This window comes from Streptosporangium amethystogenes subsp. fukuiense (genome assembly GCF_042665875.1).
GTDB classification, from domain to species: domain Bacteria; phylum Actinomycetota; class Actinomycetes; order Streptosporangiales; family Streptosporangiaceae; genus Streptosporangium; species Streptosporangium fukuiense.
On the sequence record NZ_JBHTEE010000001.1, the window covers coordinates 7,920,050 to 7,940,404 of the forward strand.

At 71.5% G+C, this 20,355-nt stretch carries 16 protein-coding genes; 10 read left to right on the plus strand and 6 right to left on the minus strand.

What is annotated here, in order from left to right:
- Positions 1-112: 112 nt before the first annotated feature.
- The 3 genes from ACFQVD_RS35230 to ACFQVD_RS35240 form a co-directional block, all read right to left on the minus strand.
- Positions 113-1,759 carry a DNA repair helicase XPB gene (locus ACFQVD_RS35230; RefSeq protein ID WP_343982989.1) on the minus strand — a complete coding sequence of 549 codons (1,647 nt, stop codon included), beginning with the start codon at positions 1,757-1,759 and terminating at the stop codon, positions 113-115.
- Between the two features lie 222 nt (positions 1,760-1,981).
- Positions 1,982-2,602 carry a DUF4190 domain-containing protein gene (locus ACFQVD_RS35235; protein ID WP_343982986.1) on the minus strand — a complete coding sequence of 207 codons (621 nt, stop codon included), beginning with the start codon at positions 2,600-2,602 and terminating at the stop codon, positions 1,982-1,984.
- Between the two features lie 422 nt (positions 2,603-3,024).
- Positions 3,025-5,427, minus strand: coding sequence for a helicase-associated domain-containing protein (locus tag ACFQVD_RS35240; protein ID WP_386273169.1), 2,403 nt, complete (start codon positions 5,425-5,427; stop codon positions 3,025-3,027).
- 379 nt (positions 5,428-5,806) lie between these two features.
- On the opposite strand from ACFQVD_RS35240, the gene ACFQVD_RS35245 reads away from it, so the two are divergent.
- Positions 5,807-6,520 carry a hypothetical protein gene (locus tag ACFQVD_RS35245; protein ID WP_343982981.1) on the plus strand — a complete coding sequence of 238 codons (714 nt, stop codon included), beginning with the start codon at positions 5,807-5,809 and terminating at the stop codon, positions 6,518-6,520.
- Between the two features lie 25 nt (positions 6,521-6,545).
- Here ACFQVD_RS35245 and ACFQVD_RS35250 read toward each other — a convergent pair whose 3' ends face one another.
- On the minus strand, positions 6,546-7,169 hold the full coding sequence (locus ACFQVD_RS35250; protein ID WP_343982979.1) for a TetR/AcrR family transcriptional regulator: 624 nt from the start codon (positions 7,167-7,169) through the stop codon (positions 6,546-6,548).
- 279 nt (positions 7,170-7,448) lie between these two features.
- Here ACFQVD_RS35250 and ACFQVD_RS35255 point away from each other — a divergent pair, with 279 nt between their 5' ends.
- Both ACFQVD_RS35255 and ACFQVD_RS35260 read left to right on the plus strand, forming a co-directional pair.
- The gene (locus tag ACFQVD_RS35255) at positions 7,449-8,078 is read left to right on the plus strand and encodes an HAD family hydrolase (RefSeq protein WP_343982976.1); all 630 of its coding nucleotides are present in this window, start codon (positions 7,449-7,451) and stop codon (positions 8,076-8,078) included.
- Positions 8,079-8,168: 90 nt separating this feature from the next.
- Positions 8,169-8,567, plus strand: a complete 399-nt coding sequence (locus ACFQVD_RS35260; RefSeq protein WP_343982973.1) for a cold-shock protein — start codon at positions 8,169-8,171, stop codon at positions 8,565-8,567.
- Positions 8,568-8,593: 26 nt separating this feature from the next.
- On the opposite strand, the gene ACFQVD_RS35265 is transcribed toward ACFQVD_RS35260, so the two are convergent.
- On the minus strand, positions 8,594-10,204 hold the full coding sequence (locus ACFQVD_RS35265) for an MFS transporter (protein WP_386273172.1): 1,611 nt from the start codon (positions 10,202-10,204) through the stop codon (positions 8,594-8,596).
- A 181-nt stretch (positions 10,205-10,385) separates the two neighbouring features.
- Here ACFQVD_RS35265 and ACFQVD_RS35270 point away from each other — a divergent pair, with 181 nt between their 5' ends.
- The 3 genes from ACFQVD_RS35270 (at position 10,386) to ACFQVD_RS35280 (ending at position 15,585) form a co-directional block, all read left to right on the plus strand.
- Positions 10,386-11,207: a DUF3027 domain-containing protein gene (locus ACFQVD_RS35270; protein ID WP_343980863.1), complete on the plus strand. Its 822-nt coding sequence runs from the start codon at positions 10,386-10,388 to the stop codon at positions 11,205-11,207.
- 157 nt (positions 11,208-11,364) lie between these two features.
- Positions 11,365-14,508 (plus strand): sacsin N-terminal ATP-binding-like domain-containing protein, encoded by a 3,144-nt coding sequence (locus ACFQVD_RS35275; RefSeq protein WP_343980860.1) that lies wholly within the window; start codon positions 11,365-11,367, stop codon positions 14,506-14,508.
- 174 nt (positions 14,509-14,682) lie between these two features.
- Complete coding sequence (locus tag ACFQVD_RS35280; RefSeq protein WP_386272591.1) at positions 14,683-15,585, plus strand: IS982 family transposase; 903 nt, start codon at positions 14,683-14,685, stop codon at positions 15,583-15,585.
- Between the two features lie 163 nt (positions 15,586-15,748).
- On the opposite strand, the gene ACFQVD_RS35285 is transcribed toward ACFQVD_RS35280, so the two are convergent.
- Positions 15,749-16,009: a DUF2530 domain-containing protein gene (locus tag ACFQVD_RS35285; RefSeq protein ID WP_343980798.1), complete on the minus strand. Its 261-nt coding sequence runs from the start codon at positions 16,007-16,009 to the stop codon at positions 15,749-15,751.
- 131 nt (positions 16,010-16,140) lie between these two features.
- On the opposite strand from ACFQVD_RS35285, the gene ACFQVD_RS35290 reads away from it, so the two are divergent.
- The 4 genes from ACFQVD_RS35290 (at position 16,141) to thpR (ending at position 20,231) form a co-directional block, all read left to right on the plus strand.
- On the plus strand, positions 16,141-17,610 hold the full coding sequence (locus ACFQVD_RS35290) for an NCS2 family permease (protein ID WP_343980795.1): 1,470 nt from the start codon (positions 16,141-16,143) through the stop codon (positions 17,608-17,610).
- Between the two features lie 182 nt (positions 17,611-17,792).
- Positions 17,793-18,254 carry a MarR family winged helix-turn-helix transcriptional regulator gene (locus ACFQVD_RS35295; protein WP_343980792.1) on the plus strand — a complete coding sequence of 154 codons (462 nt, stop codon included), beginning with the start codon at positions 17,793-17,795 and terminating at the stop codon, positions 18,252-18,254.
- A gap of 143 nt (positions 18,255-18,397) precedes the next feature.
- The gene (locus ACFQVD_RS35300) at positions 18,398-19,705 is read left to right on the plus strand and encodes an MFS transporter (RefSeq protein ID WP_343980789.1); all 1,308 of its coding nucleotides are present in this window, start codon (positions 18,398-18,400) and stop codon (positions 19,703-19,705) included.
- Positions 19,659-20,231 (plus strand): RNA 2',3'-cyclic phosphodiesterase, encoded by a 573-nt coding sequence (thpR, locus tag ACFQVD_RS35305; protein WP_343980786.1) that lies wholly within the window; start codon positions 19,659-19,661, stop codon positions 20,229-20,231. The genes ACFQVD_RS35300 and thpR overlap by 47 nt, the downstream gene beginning before the upstream one ends.
- Positions 20,232-20,355 lie beyond the last annotated feature (124 nt).

Sequence of the window (20,355 nt, forward strand, 5' to 3'; positions counted from 1 at the left end):
GGGGGTATGTCGCCAGTGGCCGTAAGGCCTAGCGAGGGGGTGGTTCGTTTGTCGAAAGCCCGCGGGATTTCGTGGACCTGACACAAATTGACGACGTGTTCGCCATGTGGGGCTATTCTCCGGCGAGCACGTCGTCCGCGTCGATGATCTGATAGGCGTACCCCTGCTCGGCCAGGAACCGCTGCCGGTGGGCGGCGAAATCCTGATCGACCGTGTCGCGGCTGACCACCGAGTAGAACCGGGCCCCGCCTCCGTTCGCCTTCGGCCGGAGCACCCGGCCGAGCCGCTGCGCCTCCTCCTGCCGCGACCCGAAGGTGCCCGAGACCTGAATGGCCACCGCCGCCTCCGGCAGGTCGATCGAGAAATTGGCGACCTTGGAGACGACCAGGACCTGGATCTCCCTGTCGCGGAAGGCCTGGAAGAGCCGCTCCCGCTCCTTGACCTTCGTCTCCCCCTTGATCACCGGCGCGTTCAGGTGTTCGCCCAGCTCGTCGAGCTGATCGATGTACTGCCCGATGACCAGCACCTGCTCGCCCGGGTGCTGCCGGACCAGTGCCTCGGTCACCTGCGTCTTGGACGGTGTGGTCGCGCAGAACCGGTAGCGCTCCTCGGACTCGGCCATCGCGTAGGCCAGCCGTTCGGTGTCGGTCAGCGTCACCCGCACCTCGACGCAGTCGGCCGGGGCGATCCAGCCCTGGTTCTCCATCTCCCTCCACGGCGCGTCGTACCGCTTGGGGCCGATCAGGGAGAACACGTCACCCTCGCGGCCGTCCTCGCGCACGAGCGTCGCGGTCAGGCCCACCCGCCGCCTGGCCTGCAGATCGGCGGTCATCCGGAAGATCGGCGCGGGCAGCAGGTGCACCTCGTCGTAGACGACCAGGCCCCAGTCGCGGGCGTCGAACAGCTCCAGGTGCCGGTAGACGCCCTGCCTGCGGGTCGTCATCACCTGGTACGTGGCGATGGTGACGGGCCGGATCTCCTTCTTCGTACCGGTGTACTCGCCGATCTCGTCCTCGGTCAGCGAGGTCCGCTTGAGCAGTTCCTGCTTCCACTGGTGCGCCGAGACCGTGTTGGTCACCAGGATCAGCGTCGTCGCCTTGGCCCGCGCCATCGCCGCCGCGCCCACGATCGTCTTGCCCGCGCCGCAGGGGAGCACGACGACGCCGGAGCCGCCGTGCCAGAAAGCCTCGGCGGCCTCCCGCTGGTAGGTGCGCAGCTCCCAGCCGTCCTCGGTGAGCGCGATCGGGTGGTGCTCGCCGTCGACGTACCCGGCCATGTCCTCGGCGGGCCAGCCCAGCTTGAGCAGGTGCTGCTTGATGTTGCCGCGCTCGCTCGGGTGCACGGCCACGCCGTCGTCGCCCAGCCGCTCGCCCAGCAGTGGCTGGATCTTCTTGGAGCGCAGCACCTCCTCCAGCACGGCCCGGTCGGTGCTGGTCAGGACGAGCCCGTGGACGGGATGCTTCTCCAGGCGGAGCCTGCCGTACCGCGACATCGTCTCGGCGACGTCGACCAGCAGCGCGTGCGGCACGGGGTAGCGGCTGTGCGCGATCAGCGCGTCGATCACCTGTTCGGCGTCGTGCCCGGCGGCCCGCGCGTTCCACAGCGCCAGCGGGGTGACGCGGTAGGTGTGCACGTGCTCGGGCGCACGCTCCAGCTCGGCGAACGGGGCGATCGCCTTGCGGCACTCCCCGGCCTTCTCGTGATCGACCTCAAGGAGCAGGGTCTTGTCCGATTGGACGATCAGTGGTCCGTCAGTCACAGACTTCTCCCTATGGTCACTGCGGGCTACGGCGGATCAGCTCATGGTCGCACTCGCGGGCGCGCCCCGCTCCATGTCTCCTGTGTGCAACGGGCGGGAGCGCCCAGGCAGTCCCGCCTCCCGTCCGGCGTGATCGATCTCACCACCTGGCCGTCCCTCGCCTGCCCGGTCTACGGCACCCGTGCGCGACCACAGGCCGCGGACGGCGATCCCCGGGGTTGTTCAGTCGAAGGCGCCGTTGATGCCGGCGATGATGAAGGCGGCCACACCCAGGATGATCAGCCCGATGTTGATGCCGATGCTGATCCAGGTCCACTTGAGCAGGTTCCTGGCGGCCGGGGGATCGGTGTCCACCCTCCCCAGGGCGACACTCGACAGGATGACGCCGACCAGGCCGCCGAGGGTCACGTAGCAGCTCAGCGTGCACACGATGCTGATGACCATGGCGACGATCGCGTGGGTCCTGACACCCTCGGTGTTGCGGTGCGGGGGTGCGCCGTAGCCCTGGCCATAGCCGGGCCGGCCATAACCCTGTCCGTAGCCGGGTTCGCCGTAGCCGGACTGGCCGTAACCGGGCTGACCATAGCCGGGCTGACCATAGCCGGGTTCGCCGTAGCCTGGCTGTCCGTAGCCGGACTGGTCATAGCCGGACTGGTCATAGCCGGACTGGCCATAGTCGGGCTGTCCGTAGCCGGGGGCCTGGTAGCCGGACGGCTGGGTGTGCTCGGAGTGGCGACCCTGCTGGGGCTGGCCGTAGCCGGGGGTCTGGCCGGGCCCCGTGTTATAGGGGCTTTTCCAGTCGTCCGGGTTGGTACTGGGACCTTCGGAGTGACCGCTGCTCACTGTGGATCTCTCGCTTCTGTGGAGCTCGGAACGTCGACAGGTATCACGATATGGGGCGTGAGTCGTGTGCCTTCGGCGAATGGACCCGGTCGTATCCCGGTGGCCAGGCCTTATCCTCCTGGAACTTTCGCCCGTCGCGGCCGCTCGGGCGACGCCCCGCCGCGTCGTCGGCCACCGCGGCTCCCTCCCTCCGCCTCACGAGGCACCACCGGCCGATCCTCGCGACGGCAAGGTCCGCGGGACAGGGCCCGGGGCCGGGATGAGACTGAAAAGGGGCCCTCGCGTCCCGGCGAGTGGCGCGGTCCCGCAGGACCGGTGACCGAGTTCGCGGCGGCCCCATCCCTGGATCGAGACTACCCCCGTGGCCTTTCCCCGGCACGCCGGGGCAGCCCCCGAGCCCGGCCGGTCCCGCCGAGGACGTCTCAGGCGATGTCGGCGATGCCGGTGATGCGGTGCAGGGCGAAGCGGTGCACCGCCGCCCGCGTCTCGTCGTAGGCGGTGAGATAGCCGCCCTCCAGCCGGGCCGGTTCGAGGATCCGGCTGGTGGCGTTGCCCTGGGAGTCGAGGTAACCGATCCAGACCTGCGACCCCTGCCGGATGGCCTCGCGCAGGGCGACGATCGTGGAGGTGGCGGGGGAGCGCGGCACCTGGCCGCCGGGGGCGGCCACCGGGGCCCTGCGGGCCTGGTGGGCGGCGTCACCCGCGCGCACGGCGCGGACGGCCGCCGCCACCACGTCGGCCTCGGGGCCGCCGAACGTGATCGGGGGGCGGGCCGCCAGGGTGCTCTCGGTCCTGCGGACGTCGAGCTGGGTGATGATCACGTCGCCGTCGAGGGACTCCGCGGCCGGGGCGTACCCCATCGCGCGCAGCGAGTCGACCAGCGTCGGCCGGGAGGACTTGGAAGCGATCACCGTGGGGGCGAGCCGCCGCAGCCGTAGCGGGATCGCCCGCTTGTCGGCCATCACCTCGTCCAGCAGCGAGGAGTCGTCGCATCGCACGTACGCGCTCGCCGTGCCGACGCGCATCCGGCCGTGGCGCCGGGCCACGTCGGTGACCAGGTAGCTGAGCGGTTGCGGCACCGGCGTGGTCGAGTGGCGCTCCAGCATGGCCAGCATCTCCTCGGCGCCCTGCCCGGAGTCCAGTGCCCGCCGGATCGACCGCTCGTCGAAGCGGTAGACCGTCGCACCGCCGGTCGACTCCACCTCGGCGGCCAGTGCCAGCCACCGTCTCAGGTCACCGGTGAGCGGCCCGGGGGCGACGGCGGTCAGGTCGGCCTGGAGGAGCACGTGGTCGAGCGGCTCGGGCAACAGCGGGAGCAGCAGGCGGGCGGCGGAGGCGGCGCGGCCACCGCCGGGGTCACCGGAGACGCCGGGGCCGTCGAGGGCCTCGGGGAGCAGGGCGCGGCCGTGGCCGGAGAGCAGCCCGAGGCCGGTGACGCCGATCTGCTCGGCCTCGCGCAGCGTGAACTCCACCAGCTGGTCGCGCTGGCCACCGCGACGGCGGGGCTGCTCCCAGGCCAGACGCGTCCGTACCGCCTCCAGAGTGGGTGCCACCCCGGGCGTCGAGGCGAGCATGGCCAGGGTGGTGGTGCGGACCTCGGCGGCGGCGGTGCGGCGCAGGTCGGGATGGAGGGCGTTGAGCAGCCGGTCACGCTCGTCGCGCTCGCCGATGACCCCCGGCACCCGGTCCATGGTGAGCCAGGCGCCTGCCAGCACGGCCCAGCGGTCCTCGGTGGCCTTCACCCGCCAGCCGTCGTAGCCGGGGGTGGGCATCCACTCCCCGTCGACCGCGCCGCTCGCCGCGACCAGCCCCGCCGCGTGACACACCTCGACGATCAGCCCCGCCACCCACTCGGGCAGGTCGAGCAGGGTCGCGACCCGTTTGAGGTCGCGCACGGCCAGGCCGCCGCTGCGGAGCACGCCGGGCGGGTCGACGCTCCAGCGCTCGCACAGTTCCTCCACCGCGCGGGTGAAGGTGAACGCCTGTCCGGCCGCGGTACGGTCGGCGAGCCGCTGGTCGCGCTCGGTGCCCCCGGTCGTGGGCGGGAGGGGGGACAGGTCCCGGTGGATCCGGCCGTCGCGCAGGAACAGCGCGACCTCGCGGGGCAGCACCACGGTCTCCTCACCGGTGGCGGCCAGCAGCGCGCGGGAGAGGAGCTGCTCGATCGGCGACTGCGCGGTGGCGGCCCGAACCTCGCGACGGGCGTTGGGCACCCGGCCGCTGGCCGGCCCCCAGGCCAGCTCGTTGAGCGCCGACCGGGCCTGCGGCGAGACCTCCTCGACCAGCCGTCCGACGATCTCCGGATCGCCGAGCAGTGCGGCGAGGGCCTCCCTGGTGTCGCCGCCCTCGCCTCCGATGTCCTGGACCAGCTCGGCCAGCCGCTCGGCGGAATGGTGCCGGAACGCCTCCTCGGCGGGCGGGCCGAGCCCGGCGGGACCGTCCAGCACCTCCCGCACACCGGGGGCCGGGGCCAGGGCCCGGTCGGGCCCGTAGACCAGCGCCATGGTGCGCAGCCGCTCGACCGCCTCCTTGAGGGCGCTCTGGAACGCCGGGCCCGCCGTCCCCGGCAGGGCGCGGGCCAGCTGGGCGCGTAGCGACCGGTAGGGGACGGGGGAGGGGAGCACGACCAGCGTCTCCATGACCGCGAGTGCGAACCGGTCGAGCCGGTCGAGTGCCCTGCCCACCGCCGACGGACTGCAGGCTCGCCCGGCCAGCCCCTCCAGATGCGCGGGTACGGGGGTGATGAGCTCGGGGCGTACGGAGACGAGTGCCCGCAACCGGTCGTCGCTCTGACTGCGCAGCCACTCGGTGAACTCCGTGCTCATTCCGTCAATGGTAAGAGGCTTGACCGACATCATGCGGCCTGAGCGAATTCCGTGATCACACGAAGGGGGTGAATCGATCACGTGATGGGTGGTGAATGGGGAAAGAAGCCCACGAGCGAGAAGATGTCGAGAGAGGATGGCCAGCGTGATCGAGCGTGCCGATTCCGATTCGGTGGATCCGGACGAGGTAGCACCGGGCGATCTCGATGTTCCCGCTCCCCGCCGGCCCGTGCGGGGGCATCCGTACGCCTCGACGGGAGTCCCCTCGGACGCCGCCGAGCCCGCACCGGGCGATTCCGGCCCCTCGGCCGCTCGCGCGTCAGGGCGGAAGGACCAGGGGACGTCACCGGACGGCGGATCGGGGGGCGGAGCGGACTCCGTGGACGAGTGGGAGGACATCGTGGAGGGCGATCCGCCGACCGAGGAGATACCGCCCGTACGGGAGCCCTCGCCGCGGGACGCGCGGGGAACCTCGCCCGAGGCGCGGGAGGGGTCACCGGCGGCCCCCGCGGCATCGGGGACGGCCCGGCAGGAGGCGCCGGAGGACGCGGGGCCGTGGCCCCGGATGCCGCCCGGTGTGGTCAGGGGCATGCGAGCGGCGGAGGAGCTGCTGGCCAGGAGGCGGGTAGGTGGTCAACGGGGATGGCCGCGCCGGCGAGGCCCGGCCCGGTCGCGAGAGGACGTCGCCCCCGCCGCGCGTGACACCCGGGCGATCCTGCTGAGCCACCGGCGTGAGGCGGTCGGCATGGGCCTGCTCGCCCTGGCGGGACTGCTGATCCCCATCCCTTTCCCACCAATCGCGATCTTTCGGATCCCGGTGCTGGTCTGGGCCGTCGCGGCGCTCGTCGTGATCGCCTGCCAGAGCTGGCACACCTCCGACAAGGTGCTCGGGGTGGCCGCTCCGATCGTGAGCTACACCCTCGGTGGTGGCCTGGTCGCCCTGGTCCGGGCCAGGAACGACCTCGGCACCGTGGTGGATGAGTTCTTCGGCATCAGCGGGCTCATGTTCCTGCTGGGCGCGGCATGGGGGGTCTTCTGGCTGGCCTACCGCCTGCTCGACTCCGAGGTCGTCCCGGGGCGGGGAGGCAGGTGACGCTCCACGGGCCGTGCCGGGCCGCTCAGCCGATGGCCTGGACCGCCGACCGGGGCAGCAGGCCGAGCGCGAGGCACACCCAGGCGGCGACGAAACGGTCGCGCTCCGCGCGACCGGGGGGTTCGCCCACGGTCTCCTCGAACAGCCGGTAGTGGACCACCGCCCCGCCGAGCGCGGCACCGATGGCGGGCCAGTCGGCATCGGCCTCGGCGTACTCGGGCTGGGCGCGGAACCAGGTGGTGATCGCGTCGAACATGGGCTGCAGGAGGCCCTCGCGTACGGTCGTGACCAGCTCGGGGAACTGGCTCAGGTCGCGGAAGAAGACGCGTGTGAGGTCTCTCTCCTCGCGGACCTTGGCCAGCCCGGCCCTGCACAGGTGGGTCAGCCGCTCCTCGATCTCGGTCGAGGTGTCGACGGCGCTGAGGTCGGCCAGGGTCTCGGCGATCTGCGCCCGTGTTCTGGCCGCGTGCTCGTTCACCGCCGCGGCCAGCACCTCGTACTTGGACTTGAAGTGCCGGTAGAGCCCCCCGGCTCCCGGCGACAGCCCGGAGGCGGCCTCGATCTCGGCCACCGAGGTTGCCGAGTAGCCCCGCTCGGCGAACAGTCGCAGGGCTTCGTCGATGATCCGCTCGCGCGTTGATCTGGTCATTTCTCTGCCGATACCTCCACCATGACCCTATCCAGTGCCGACCATGCCGGGTCGCACCGCGCCGGTCCAAGCCCGTTGTGAGGGCACGTTCGCCCGGCCGTCGGGCGCTCGGGGGAACCGTCCGTGGAGGTTTGCCCGCAGGATAAGTAAACCCTTCCGGTGCAGGGTTCCACAGTGGGGGACGTCATGTACAACACTTGGGATTGGCCATATTTAGGGGGATTTGGCATTCTTTGAGGGCTTCTCGAAGAAACCTCTTCGGGTAGCCGACAAGGAGCGGTGAGTGACCCGATGAACTCGGTGGGATTCGACCTCGATCTGACGCTTGCCGACACCCGCGCGGGCATCGCCGCCGTTTACGACGAGGTGGCGTCGCGCACCGGCTTCTTCATCGACAGCGGCGCCGTGCTGGCCAGGCTCGGACCGCCGCTGGAGTGGGAACTGGCCAACTGGATGCCCGCCGCCGAGGTCCCCGCGGCGGCCGACGTCTACCGGCGGCTCTACCCGTCGATCGCGGTTCCGGTCACCACCCTCATGCCCGGTGCGCGCGAGGCGGTCGACGCGGTACGGCGGGCCGGGGGCAGGGTCACCGTGGTGACGGGGAAGAACGCCCGCGACGCGGCGCACACCGTCGAGTTCCTCGGCCTGGAAGTGGACGAACTCGTCGGATCGGTCTTCGGGGCGGCCAAGGGGCCCGCGCTCGCGACTTTCGGCGCCGCCGCCTATGTTGGAGATCATGTCGCGGACATCGAGGCGGCGCGAGCGGGAGGAGCCGTCAGCGTGGCGGTGGCAACGGGCGTCTATCCGGCGGTGGAACTGCGTGATCACGGAGCGGATGTGATCCTGGGCGATCTGACCGAGTTCGCCGAATGGTTCGACAGCTGGCGAACTCCTACGGCTCTTGTGTAATTCAGGCCCCAATACACGGTCGCTCTCGGCGTCCGCTGGGCATAACCTACATCCATTCCTTTTCACGACAGTCTGAACGAGGTCACCCCTGTGCCGAGTGGCAAGGTCAAGTGGTACGACGCCGACAAGGGTTTCGGTTTCCTCACCCGCGACGACGGCGGTGAGGTCTTCGTGCATTCTTCCGCGCTGCCCTCCGGCGTGGACTCTCTCAAGCCGGGCCAGAAGGTCGAGTTCGGCGTGGCCGAGGGACGCCGCGGCCAGCAGGCGCTCTCGGTTCGAGTGATCGACCAGCCCCCCACGCTCGCCAAGACCGCGAAGCCCAAGGGCAAGCGCAAGAAGCCCGACGAGATGGTCGTCATCGTGGAAGACCTGATCAAGCTTCTGGACACGGTCTCCATGTCGTACCAGAAGGGCAAACACCCCGAGGCCACGCACGCGAAGAAGATCGCCGCCGTGCTCCGGGCGGTGGCCGACGACCTGGACGACTGACCGCCCGCCGACCGCCCGCCCCCGGCTCAGCCGTGGGGGGTGGTCAGCGGTCTGGTCCGCTTCTCGGTGGGGGCGTTCTCCGGCCGCACGACCACCGTGGCCGTCTTCGCGGCCCGCGGCCTGACCCACTCCGCGGACACCCCGTCCCGCGCGAACCGCTCTGTACCTTCGGCGGGACGAGGCCCCGGGTGGGAGGTGCCCGGATCCCGGGCGGCCTCGACCTTGGCGTCCACCTCCCGGACCCGCCTGCGGCGGCGGACCAGCAGCCAGCCGAGCGAGCCCGCCAGCACCACGGTCATCAGAGCCAGCCCGGCCGATCCGCCGGCGAACAGCGAGAGCAACAGCCCGATCAGGCCGCCCAGCACCCAGGAGATCTGCAGGAAGGCCTCCACCACGCCGAACGTGGACGAGCGCACCTCCTCGCCGATCTCCCGCTGCACGATCGCGTCCAGTGCGAGCTTGCCCAGGCCCTGGGCGAAGGCGGCCACCAGCGCGACCGCCACCGCGCTCCACAGCTGGAAGACGACCGCGGCCAGCACCGTGATCGTGGTCGTCACCGCGAGCGTGGCCAGCACGATGACCTGTGGGGAGTGGTTGCGCACCCAGGAGGCCACGGCCGTGCCCGCCAGCCCGCCGGCACCGGCGGCCACGGCCAGCACACCGATGGCGACCGTCGGCGGAAGGCCGGGCAGGTTCCTGTCCTGCACGAGGAAGAGCAGGTAGAAGAGGAGGAATCCGGAGTAGAGGCGGATCGCCACGTTGGCCCACATCGCCTCGGCCACCACCGGGCCCACGTTCAGCATCGTGCGCCAGCGGTGCGGCCGCTCCTCGCCACTCTCGTCCAGCTCCTCCAGGTCGGGGGAGTCGACGTGGCGCGGGAGTCGTACGGCCAGCACGCCCTGGAGCAGGAAGAGCACCGTCGCCCCGCGCAGCACCCACTCGGCGCCGAGCCAGGCGCTGACCCCCGCGCCGACCGGCACCGCGACGCCGGCCGTGACCAGCGCGAACAGGGCGACCCTCGCATTGGCCGTGACCAGCGCGATGTCGGCGGGCAGCACGCTCGGCATGATCGCCGCGCGGGAGACGTTGTACGCCTTCGACAGCACCAGCACGGCCAGCGCGGCCGGGAAGATCGTGAACACGTCTCCGGGGACGATCGCCGCCGCCATCGCGAAGCAGAGCAGCCCGCGGCCGAAGAGGGTGCCGGCCATCACGAAGCGCCGCCCCGAGCGAAACCGGTCGAGAACCGGGCCGACGAAGGGGGCGACCACCACGAACGGAATCATCGTGATCAGCAGGTAGAGGGCGACCTGGCCGCGGGCCTCGTTCACCGGGAGCTTGAAGAGCGTCCCGGCCAGGGCCGCGGTGACCAGGGCGTCACCCGCGCTGTGCGCGGCGGTCAGCTCGATCAGCTGGCCCAGCCCGGTGCGGCCCGCGCCCTGGGCATGGGTCAGCCGTCGCGCGGCCCGGCCCACTCGCTGGGTGCCGTTGACCGCGCCCAGGGCCGCCCGGGTCGTCGCCCGGCCCGTGCCCCGGCCGGCACGCGCGCCGGCTCGGCCCGCGGCGGCGACCGACCTGCCGACCTGCCGAGAGGCGTCACTCACCGTCTTGCGAACCCGCTCCCACCCAGCTGCCACGTATCCAGTCATACCCGAAGGGCGGGGGAGTTGTCCGATGCGCCTGGTCACTCCCCGGGCTAACGGGAGTCCGCGGTGCCGTTCGCTCCGGTCATGGGTGAGAATGAACTGTGAGCGCAGTGAGCGAGCGAGCCAGTAGGGACAGCAGCCGTCGTGCTGCGGGGCTGACGGGAGACGACTCGTGAGCCGGACTCGATCCCGCGCCGTGGTCCTTGACCAGGCGTGTGTCGCGGCCGTCGACCTGGCCCGTGCCGCGGTCGAGGAGAACGTCAGGCCGGGCGATGTGGGCGAGCACCTCGGGGTCGAGGGCGAGGGCGACCGCGTCGTCACCCACTACTTCGCATGTCTCGACCGCGCCTACCGCGGCTGGCGCTGGGCCGTCACCGTCGCCCGTGCCTCGCGGGCGCGCAACGTGACGGTCAGCGAGGTCGTGCTCCTGCCGGGGGCGGGCGCGCTGATGCCGCCGCAGTGGGTGCCCTGGAGCGATCGGCTCCGTCCGGGCGACCTCGGCGTGGGCGACCTGCTGCCCACCTCGGAGGACGACGACCGGCTCGCGCCCGGCTTCACCGAGACCGGTGACGACTCCGACCAGCAGATGATCTTCGAGTACGGCCTCGGCCGGGCCCGGGTGCTCTCCCCGATCGGCCGCGACCGGGCCGTGCGGCGCTGGCACTCCGGCGAGTCGGGACCGCACACCCCGCTCGCGCACGCCGCCCCCGCCCAGTGCTCCACCTGCGGTTTCTACTGGCCGCTCGCGGGCGCGCTGCGTACCGGCTTCGGCGTCTGCGCGAACGAGTACGCCCCCGACGACGGGCGGGTGGTCGCCGCCGACCACGGCTGCGGCGCGCATTCCGAGGCCGCGGTGCTGCCGCACCAGGTCGAGCCGACCGCGCCGATCCTCGACGATCTCTCGCTCTCGTACGACACCGCCGAGGACGTCCCGGAACCCGACCTGACCGGGTCGGTGGACGATACGGCCTCCGAGCCGCTCGGTCACTCCTGACCCGGCGCCGCCGGGTCTGTTCCGCCCCGCAGCCGCCCCCGCAGCCGCCCTCGCCGCCCTCCCGGTGGTCCGCCCGGCCGTCGCCGTTCGGGCGCCGCTCTCGTGGTGTCCCGGCAGGGGAGCCCGGCCGCGGGGCCCTGACCTTTGGAAGATCGCCTTGACTGACATCTTCGGCACCGAACGACTGCGCTCCACCGTCCTGGCGGCCTGGAAGGCCTCGCCCGCGCGTTTCCGCGAGGACGCCAACGCGGAGGAGGACTTCGCGCTCGGTGGTTACCGTGACCGGCTGATCGTCGAGCTCGCACAGAACGCCGCGGACGCCGCGCTCCGCGCCGGGGTGCCGGGAAGGCTGCGTCTCTCGCTGCGCGAGGGCGTGCTGTCGGCGGCCAACATCGGCGCTCCCATCGACACCCATGGGATCGAGGCGCTGTCCACGCTGCGCGTCTCCGCCAAGCGCGGCGACGCCCACGCGGCCGGCCGGTTCGGCGTCGGGTTCGCGGCCGTGGTGTCGGTCTGCGACGAACCGGTGATCGGCTCGCTCGGCTCAGGGGTGGTCCGCTGGTCCCGTGACCAGACCGCCGCCCTGGTGGCCGCCGAGCCCGAACTGGCCAAGGAACTCGCCGAGCGCGGAGGGCACGTCCCGCTGCTGCGCCTGCCCTTCCCGGCCGGTCCGATCGAGATCCCCGCCGGGTTCGACACGCTCGTCCGGCTGCCGCTCCGGGACGGGGCGGCCGAGGACGCCGTCAGAGCGATGTTGAGGGAGACCAGCCCGGCTCTGCTGCTGGGTTTGCCCGCTCTGGAGGTGATCGAGATCGACCTGGACGGGGAGACGAGGGTCGTCACCGCGGAGGGCTGGCAGGTCGTCTCGGTCTCCGGGCGCTTCACCCCCGAGCAGATGGCCGAGCTCTTCGCCGACCGTCCGACCGAGGAGCGCTCCCGGCCGCACTGGCTGGTTCGCTGGGCCGTACCCGTGAGCGAGGCGACCGGGGAGCCCCGGTCGCTGCCCGCGCTGGTGCCGCCCGTGGTGCACGCGCCCACGCCGAGCGACGAGCCGCTCGACCTGCCCGCGCTGTTGATCGCCTCGTTCCCGATGGCCACCGACCGGCGGCACGTCGCACCGGGCCCGCTGACCGACTTCCTGGTCGAGCGCGCCGCGGACACCTACCTGGAACTGCTCGCCGGTCTGCCGCGGACGCCCCGGCTCCTCGACCTCGTCCCGGGCCTGATGGGCAAGGGCGAGCTCGACGCGAGCATCCGCCGGGCGATTCTGCGCAGGCTCCCCGACGCCCCGCTGCTCCCCGCGCTCTCCCTGCCGGCCGACCAGGGGGCCGAGGCCGGTCCCGGCGAGGCCGGAGCCGCGCTGCTGCTTCCCGATGACCTCGCGGAGAGCGCCGGCGCGGCCTGGGCTCCGCCCGCGGTCGGCGCGGACCTGGTCATCTCGGGGCGGCAGGCGTCCGTGGTCACGGCCACGGCCGAGCTGCTGGAGAGGATCGCTCCGATGATCGGTGGGCTGCTGCCCGCGGGGTGGCCGTCCCGGCATCCGGCGATCAACGCGCTCGGCGTCAGGCGGGTGCGGCTCTCCGACATCGTGGACATGCTCTCCGGCGACGCCGTCAAGGACCGGGATCCGGCCTGGTGGCGGTCGCTGTACGAGGTGCTGCCCGCCGACGACCCGGAGGCGCTCGGCGCGCTGCCGGTGCCGCTCGCCGACGGCCGCCTGGTCAGGGGACCGCGCGGCACGCTGCTGCTGACCGACGGCTCCGCGCTGGATCCGGCGGTTCTCGCCCCGCTCGGGCTGCGCGTGGTGCACCCGGACGCGGCCCACCCCCTCCTGCTCAGGCTCGGCGCGGCTGAGGCGACGCCCCGCACGGTCCTGGAGGATCCGCTGACCCGCTCCGCCGTCTCGGAGTCGCTGGAGGGCGCCGACCCGGAACCGGTGGCCCAGGCGGTGCTCGCGCTGGTCGACGCCGCGGGGCTGACCGCGGGCGACGCGCCCTGGCTGGCCGAGCTGGCGTTGCGCGGCGCCGACGGCGAGCTGTACCCGGCGGGCGAACTGCTCCTCGCCGACGGGGCGCTGGCCGGGCTGCTCGACGCGGAGACGCACTTCGGCACCGCCGCGCCCGAGCTGGTCGAGCGGTACGGCCGGAGGGTACTCGCCGCGGTCGGGGTGCTCGACGGCTTCGCCGTGGTCAACGACCACGACGTCATGATCGACCCGGACGAGTGCGACCACGACCTCGACCGCGAGGACGAGTGGCTGGAGACGGTCCTCGACCTGCTGCCCGAGATGAACGTGCCGCCGGTCGCCCGGGAGTTCTCCGCGGTCCGGGACCTGGAGTACGTCGCCGACTGGCCCGCCGCCCTCGCCCTGCTGTCCCGCCCGCCGCTCCGCTCGGTACTGCATCCGCTGCGGGTCCTGGTGTCGGGGGAGGTCGTGGAGGTCCCGTCCTACACCGCGTGGTGGCTGTCCACGCACCCGGTGCTCGGCGGCAGGCGCCCCACGCAGCTGCGACTCCCGGCGGGTGACCCGCTGCTGTTCGGCCTGTACGGGGACGCCCCGGCGGATGTCGACGAGGCCGCGCTGGCGATGATCGGCGTCCGGAGCACGCTGGCCGACCTGCTCGCCTCCCACGGGGGGCCGGACGAGCTGCTCGATCTGCTGGGCGACCCCTCCGTGGAGGTCGACCGGGCGCAGCTCCGCTCCCTGTGGGTGGCCCTCGCCGCCGTCGACCCCGCCCGTGTCGCGCCCCCGCGCGCCGTCCGCGCGGTCCTGGGTGACGAGATCGTCGTGGTCGACGCCGCCGACGGCCGGCCGGTGCTCGCCGATGCCGAACCGGGGGCCGGTTCGGGGAACGGGGGCGCGGGCGAGCCGGTCGTGGTCGAGGCGCCCGACCTGCTGCCGCTCGTCGCGGGGCGGCCGTTGGTCCTGGCCCCGTTCGACCTGGCTGAGGCACTCTCCGAGCTGCTCGACCTGCCGCTGGCCGGCGAGGAGGCGGCCGGGGAGGTGACGTCCTCGGGCGAGGTCCGTGACGTCCCGCCCGCGGTACGGTCGCTGCTGCCGACCGCACCGGCGAGCTACGTGGCGCACGAGCGGCTGCTGGTGGACGGTGTCCCCGCGGCCTGGCGGTTCTTCGAGGGCATGGTGCACGCCTCGGATGTGGAGGGGCTGGCGCGCGGGCTCGCCTGGGCGTCCGGCCAGTGGGGCGACCGGCTCGCGGTGGCGGCGCTGCTGCGCGATCCCGCGGCGGTGCCGCTGCTGCTCGCCGAGGCCGACCTGGACAGCTGGACCGCCTCGACCTAGACGAGTAAGTCCTAAAGCTGCGAACGGGTAGGGCGGGGCGTAGCGGCTGCTGGGCCCACCCGTGGAGCGCGTCGGCAGTGGGCCGGGCGTCGCCCACCCAGGCTGCGCCTCAAGGCAGACGAACCTGCCCTCGAGGCCAGAGCGGAAGCAACGAAGGGTGTCGAGGATCGATGTGTGACCAACGACCTCAACACCCTTCTGACCGCACTCTACGTCAAGATCGATGACTGGCTCGGCGCTCCCGGCAGCTGCGCCCGTCTGGGCCGCCCGCCCAAACTGACCGACGCCGAACTGCTCACCGTTGCCATCGCCCAGGCCCTGCTCGGCATCCGCTCCGAGACCCGATGGCTGCGCTTCCTGCCACACCATCTGCCCGGCGCCTTCCCCTACCTGCCCGGCCAGTCCGGCTACAACAAGCGTCTCCGCCGCGCGCTGCCCCTGCTCCAGCGCACCATCTGTGCTCTGGCCCGCGACACCGACCTATGGGCCGACCCGGTCTGGGTGGTGGACTCCACCCCGGTCGAATGCGGCCGCTCGCGCCCCACCGCCCGGCGCTCGAACCTGGCCGGGTGGGCCGGGTACGGCTACTGCCGCTCCCATTCCCGCTACTTTTGGGGCCTGCGCCTGCACCTGGTGTGCACCCCGGCCGGACTGCCGATCACCTGGGCCCTGGCCACCCCCAAGCTCGACGAGCGCCAGGTCCTGATGGCCATGCTCGATGACGACCCGCACCTGAGCGCCGAGCGCCCCGGCCTGCTGATCATCGCAGACAAGGGGTACGTCTCCGCCGAACTCGACGCCTACCTGGCCGAACGAGGTGTGCGACTGCTGCGCCCCTCCTACCGCAACCTCGCGCCCCGGCCCGGCGAGCAGTTCCTCAAACCGATCCGCCAGCTGATCGAGTCGGTCAACGACACCCTCAAGGGCCAGCTCGATCTGGAACTGCACGGGGGGCGCAGCCCGAGCGGCGTCGCGGTCCGCGTCACTCAGCGGATCCTGGCGTTGACCGCCGCGATCTGGCACAACCGCGCCACCGGCCAGCCCGTCACCCGGTCACTGATCGCCTACGACCACTGACCGGGCTTCGGACTTACTCGTCTAGGGGCTCGACCCGGACGATCGTTTCGGGCGCGTGCCGGGTGACACGTCCGCCGACCTTCGTCGGGTCACGCTCGCGCCGGTTCCGGGCACGCTGCCGGGATCGGCGCGGGCGTGGCCGGTACGGCGGCGGTCGAGCGGCTCAGAGGATCGCCGTGGTGGGCTCGATCGGGCCCTCGGACGGGGGCGGGGGGCGGCGGTCGCGGCGGCGTACGAACCAGAGGCCGAAGAGGCCGCCGCAGATGCCCGACACGCACATCCAGATCCACCAGCGGTGCTCGGGGTCCGGCTGCACGACCAGGAGGACGACCAGGGCGACGGCCCACAGACCCGTACCCGTGAGGATCGTGAGCTTGTCGTTGGTCTTCAACGGCTGCAGATCCGGGAGGCGTGGCTGGTTCACGCGCTCCAGACTAGGCGACGGGGTCGCAGGGTTCGCAAAACGGATTACGTCAAAGCGCGAATCCATCTCGAAACCATCACCATCGGCGACCAGGTCTTCCCGGAAGGGGGACTCGCTGTCACTCTGCGTGAGTGAAAGATAGTAAAACCTCCCAAATAAGTGGACTTGACCGTTTCTTCCACATCTCCGACAGGGGCTCCTCCGTGGGCCGGGAGGTGCGCGGCGGTCTCGCCACGTTCTTCACGATGGCCTACATCGTCGTGCTCAACCCTCTGATCATCGCTACCGTCCCGGACGTCGAGGGCCAGTTCATCGGCGACGGGAGCGTGCCCAACGTCCCGCTCGTCGCGGCCGGTACCGCTTTTGTGGCGGGAGTGCTCAGCATTCTGATGGGGGTCGTCGGCAAGGTCCCCTTCGCGATGGCCGCGGGCCTCGGCCTGAACGCCTTCGTGACCTTCGGCATCGCCTCGCAGATGTCCTGGGAGTCGGCGATGGGCCTGGTGTTCCTGGAGGGTGTGATCATCGGGCTCCTGGTGCTGACCGGGTTCCGCACCGCCGTGTTCAACGCCATCCCACCCCAGCTCAAGACCGCGATCAGCGTCGGTATCGGCCTGTTCATCGCCCTGATCGGCTTCGTGGACTCGGGCTTCGTCCGCCGCGTGGCCGCGGGACCGCCGCTGGAGCTCGGCATCGCGGGTTCGCTGGCCAGCTGGCCGATCTTCGTCTTCGTGGTCGGCCTGCTGCTGATGGTGGTGCTGGTGGCGCGCAAGACGAAGGGCGCCATCCTGATCGGCATCATCGCCACGACGGTTCTCGCGATCATCGTCCAGGCCGTCACCAAGGTCGGCGCCGCGACGGTGCCGGGCCAGGACCCCAACCCGGCGGGCTGGCAGCTCGTCGTTCCGGAGATGCCCAAGGAGATCTTCGGGTTCCACAACCCGCTGGTGCTGTTCGCGGAGTTCGACCCGATCGGCGCCTTCGGCTCGGTCTCGGTCATCGTGGCCCTGCTGCTCGTCTTCACCCTGCTGATCACCGACTTCTTCGACACCATGGGCACGATCGTGGGCGTCGGCGGACAGGCCGGGCTGGTCAAGGAGGACGGCACCCTGCCCAGGACCCGGGAGATCCTCCTCGTCGACTCGATCGGCGCGGCGGCCGGAGGCGCGGCCTCCGTCTCCTCCAACACGACCTACATCGAGTCGGCCGCGGGTGTCGGCGAGGGGGCGCGCACCGGCCTCGCCAGCGTCGTCACCGGTGTGCTGTTCCTGCTGGCGATCTTCTTCTCGCCGCTCGTCGCGGTCGTCCCCTACGAGGCCGCCGCCCCCGCCCTGGTCGTGGTCGGCTTCCTGATGATGACCTCGATCCGCGAGATCGACTTCACCGACTACGAGATCGCCATCCCGGCGTTCCTGACGATCGTCCTGATGCCGTTCACGTACTCGATCGCCACCGGTATCGGCGCGGGCTTCGTCACCTTCGTGCTGATCAAGCTGATCAAGGGCAAGGCCCGCGAGCTGCACGCGCTGATGTGGATCGTCGCGGCGCTGTTCGCCGTCTACTTCGCCCTCGGCCCGATCAAGGTCCTGTTCGGCCTGGGCTGAGAAGTCGCGCGGAAGCCGTCACGGTGCTCGATCCTCATCGGTCGCCGTGGCGGCTTTCGCGTGTCGGGGGCGGCTGCTTCACGCCAGGATTGGCGAGCCCCTGACCGTCCGCCCGCCCCCGGCAGGAAACCCATTGGAGGGAATCACGTGCGGTCGTATATAGTTAGCAAAGGTAATGACTTATGATAACGAATCATCCCAGGAAGGACCACGTCGCGATCCTGCGAAGCGACGCCGGTCTGGCTTCGTCCCTGCGCGTGTCACTGGCACGACTGAACAGGCGCCTGCGCAGGCAGGCCGCGGTGCACTCGCTGACGCCCACCCAGCTCGCGACGCTCGCCGCCGTGGAACGGCATTCCGGGATAACCCCCGGAGAATTGGCCGATCTAGAGAAGGTGCAGCCGCCCTCGATGACCCGCGTGATCGCCGTGCTGGTCGAGCGGGAGCTGGTGTCGCGTACGCCACACCCGACCGACCGACGCCAGGTGACCGTGAGCGTGACCGGCCAGGGGTCGGCGCTGCTGAAGGAGGAGCGCCGCCTCAAGGAGGCATGGCTGACGCGGCAGCTGAAGGAGCTGACACCCGAGGAGAAGGCGACGCTCAGGCAGGCGGCCCTGATACTGGAGAAGCTCAGCCGGATCTAGCCGACCCCGAGGAACCCGGGGCCCCGGCGGTCCCGTGTGACGCCGGGGCGTCCGCCGTGCCAGGCGGAAAGTCCGGAAGAAGGCCCAGAGGAAGACTCGGGCCGAGGGCGCGGATGCGTCGGCGGGCCGCGAGGGCCGCCGTGGTGAACGAGCTCCAGGCCACCGAGAGCGGATCGGCCCAGACCGTGCCCGAGACGCGGGACGGAATGTTCCGGTCGCTCCGCGTCTACAACTACCGGCTGTTCGCGGCCGGAGGTGTGGTCTCCAACGTCGGCACCTGGATGCAGCGCACCGCGCAGGACTGGCTGGTGCTCGACCTGACGAAGGGCAACGCCGCCGCGCTGGGCCTGACCGTCGCGCTGCAGTTCCTGCCGCTGCTGCTGTTCGGACTCTGGGGCGGCATGCTCGCCGACCGCTATCCCAAGCGGTCGCTGCTGATCGCCTGCCAGTCGCTGATGGGCCTGCTCGCGCTCACCATGGGTGTGCTCACCGTGACCGGCTCGGCCCAGGTCTGGCAGGTCTACGTGATGGCCTTCACGCTCGGCCTCATCGCCTGTGTCGAGGTGCCGACCCGGCAGGCGTTCGTCGTCGAGATGGTCGGCCGCAAGGACCTGTCCAACGCGATCGCGCTGAACTCGTCGAGCTTCAACCTGGCCCGGGTGGTCGGCCCGGCCGCCGCGGGTGTCCTGATCCACGCGCTGGGGGGCACCGGCCCGATCTTCCTGATCAATTTCGTGTCGTTCGCCGCGGTGCTCAGCGGGCTGCTGCTGATGCGCACCTCCCAGCTGACCACCCCCGAACCGGTGCCGAGGGCCAAGGGGCAGCTTCGCGAGGGCCTGCGCTACGTGACGGCGCGGCCCGAGCTGCTCATGCCGATCCTGCTGATCGCCTTCGTCTCGATGTTCACCCAGTCGTTCTCGATGTCGATAGCGCTGATGGCGCGCGAGACCTTCGGGGCCGGCGCCTCCTCGTTCGGGCTCGCCTCCAGCATGTTCGCGATCGGAGCGCTGGCGGGAGCGCTGATGGCGGCGCGGCGGGTCAGGCCGAGCAGGCGCCTGCTGGTCGGCGGAGCCGTCGCGTTCGGCCTGTTCCAGATCGCCAGCGGCCTGGCCCCCTGGTATCCGCTCTACCTGATCCTGCTCGTGCCCGCCGGCGTCGCGCTGATCTCGATAAACACCGCGGCCAACGCCGGCGTGCAGCTGGCCACCTCGCCGGAGATGCGCGGCCGGGTGATGGGGATCTACGTGCTGGTGTTCACCGGGGGAGCCCCCCTCGGCGCGCCGCTGCTCGGCTGGATCTCCGAACTGGGCGGGGTGCGTACCGGAGTCGTGATCGGCGGGGTGCTCACTCTGATCGGCGCCGCTGCGGCGACAATGCTGACAAGGGTGATCAGCAGGAGGTCGCATGCGGCTGTTCGTGGGGTTACCGCCGCCACCGCCGGCGCGCGATGAGCTGGTCCGCGCCCTCGAACCTCACCTGGCGCGATGGCCGGGGCTGCGCTGGCTGGACGCGGAGAACTGGCATGTGACGCTGTCGTTCCTGGGGGAGGTGCCCGACCGTGCGCTGCCCGAGTTGCGGACGCGGCTCGCCAGGGCGGCCGCGCGGCACGCCCCGATGACACTGTCCTTCGCCGGCGCCGGCGCGTTTCCCTCGGCGGGCAGGGCGCGGGTCTTCTGGACCGGGCTGTGCGGTGACCGCCTCAGGCTGGGCCGCCTGGCCGACTCCGTGGCGGCCGGAGCGCGCCGCGCCGGAGTCGGCCAGGCGGAGCACCGGAGGTTCACCCCGCATCTGAGCCTGGCCAGGTGCCGTCCGGAGACGGACATCGGTCCTCTGGTCGAGGCGTTCGGGCCGTTCTCCGGCACCGAGTGGGAACTGGGGACGGTGCACCTGATACGGAGCAACCTCGGGGCCAAGGTCCGCTACGAAACGGTTGAGGAATGGGACCTGGCGGCGCGGGCACCTCGTGGGCAGGGCTAGGCTCCAGGTCGTGGATCGTCCCCGTCGCTGGCTGCTGCCCACGGTGCTCGTGCTTCTCGTGCTCCTCGTGGTGATCGGCGCACTCGTGTCCTAGACCCTGTCCCCTGGATCTTCTGCCCGGCCG

Excerpts from the sequence above, each read along its gene's own strand:
- ACFQVD_RS35240 (WP_386273169.1), bottom strand. The coding sequence starts at position 5,427 with ATGAGCACGGAGTTCACCGAGTGGCTGCGCAGTCAGAGCGACGACCGG.
- ACFQVD_RS35250 (WP_343982979.1), bottom strand. The coding sequence starts at position 7,169 with ATGACCAGATCAACGCGCGAGCGGATCATCGACGAAGCCCTGCGACTG.
- ACFQVD_RS35295 (WP_343980792.1), top strand. The coding sequence starts at position 17,793 with ATGATAACGAATCATCCCAGGAAGGACCACGTCGCGATCCTGCGAAGC.
- thpR (WP_343980786.1), top strand. The coding sequence starts at position 19,659 with ATGCGGCTGTTCGTGGGGTTACCGCCGCCACCGCCGGCGCGCGATGAG.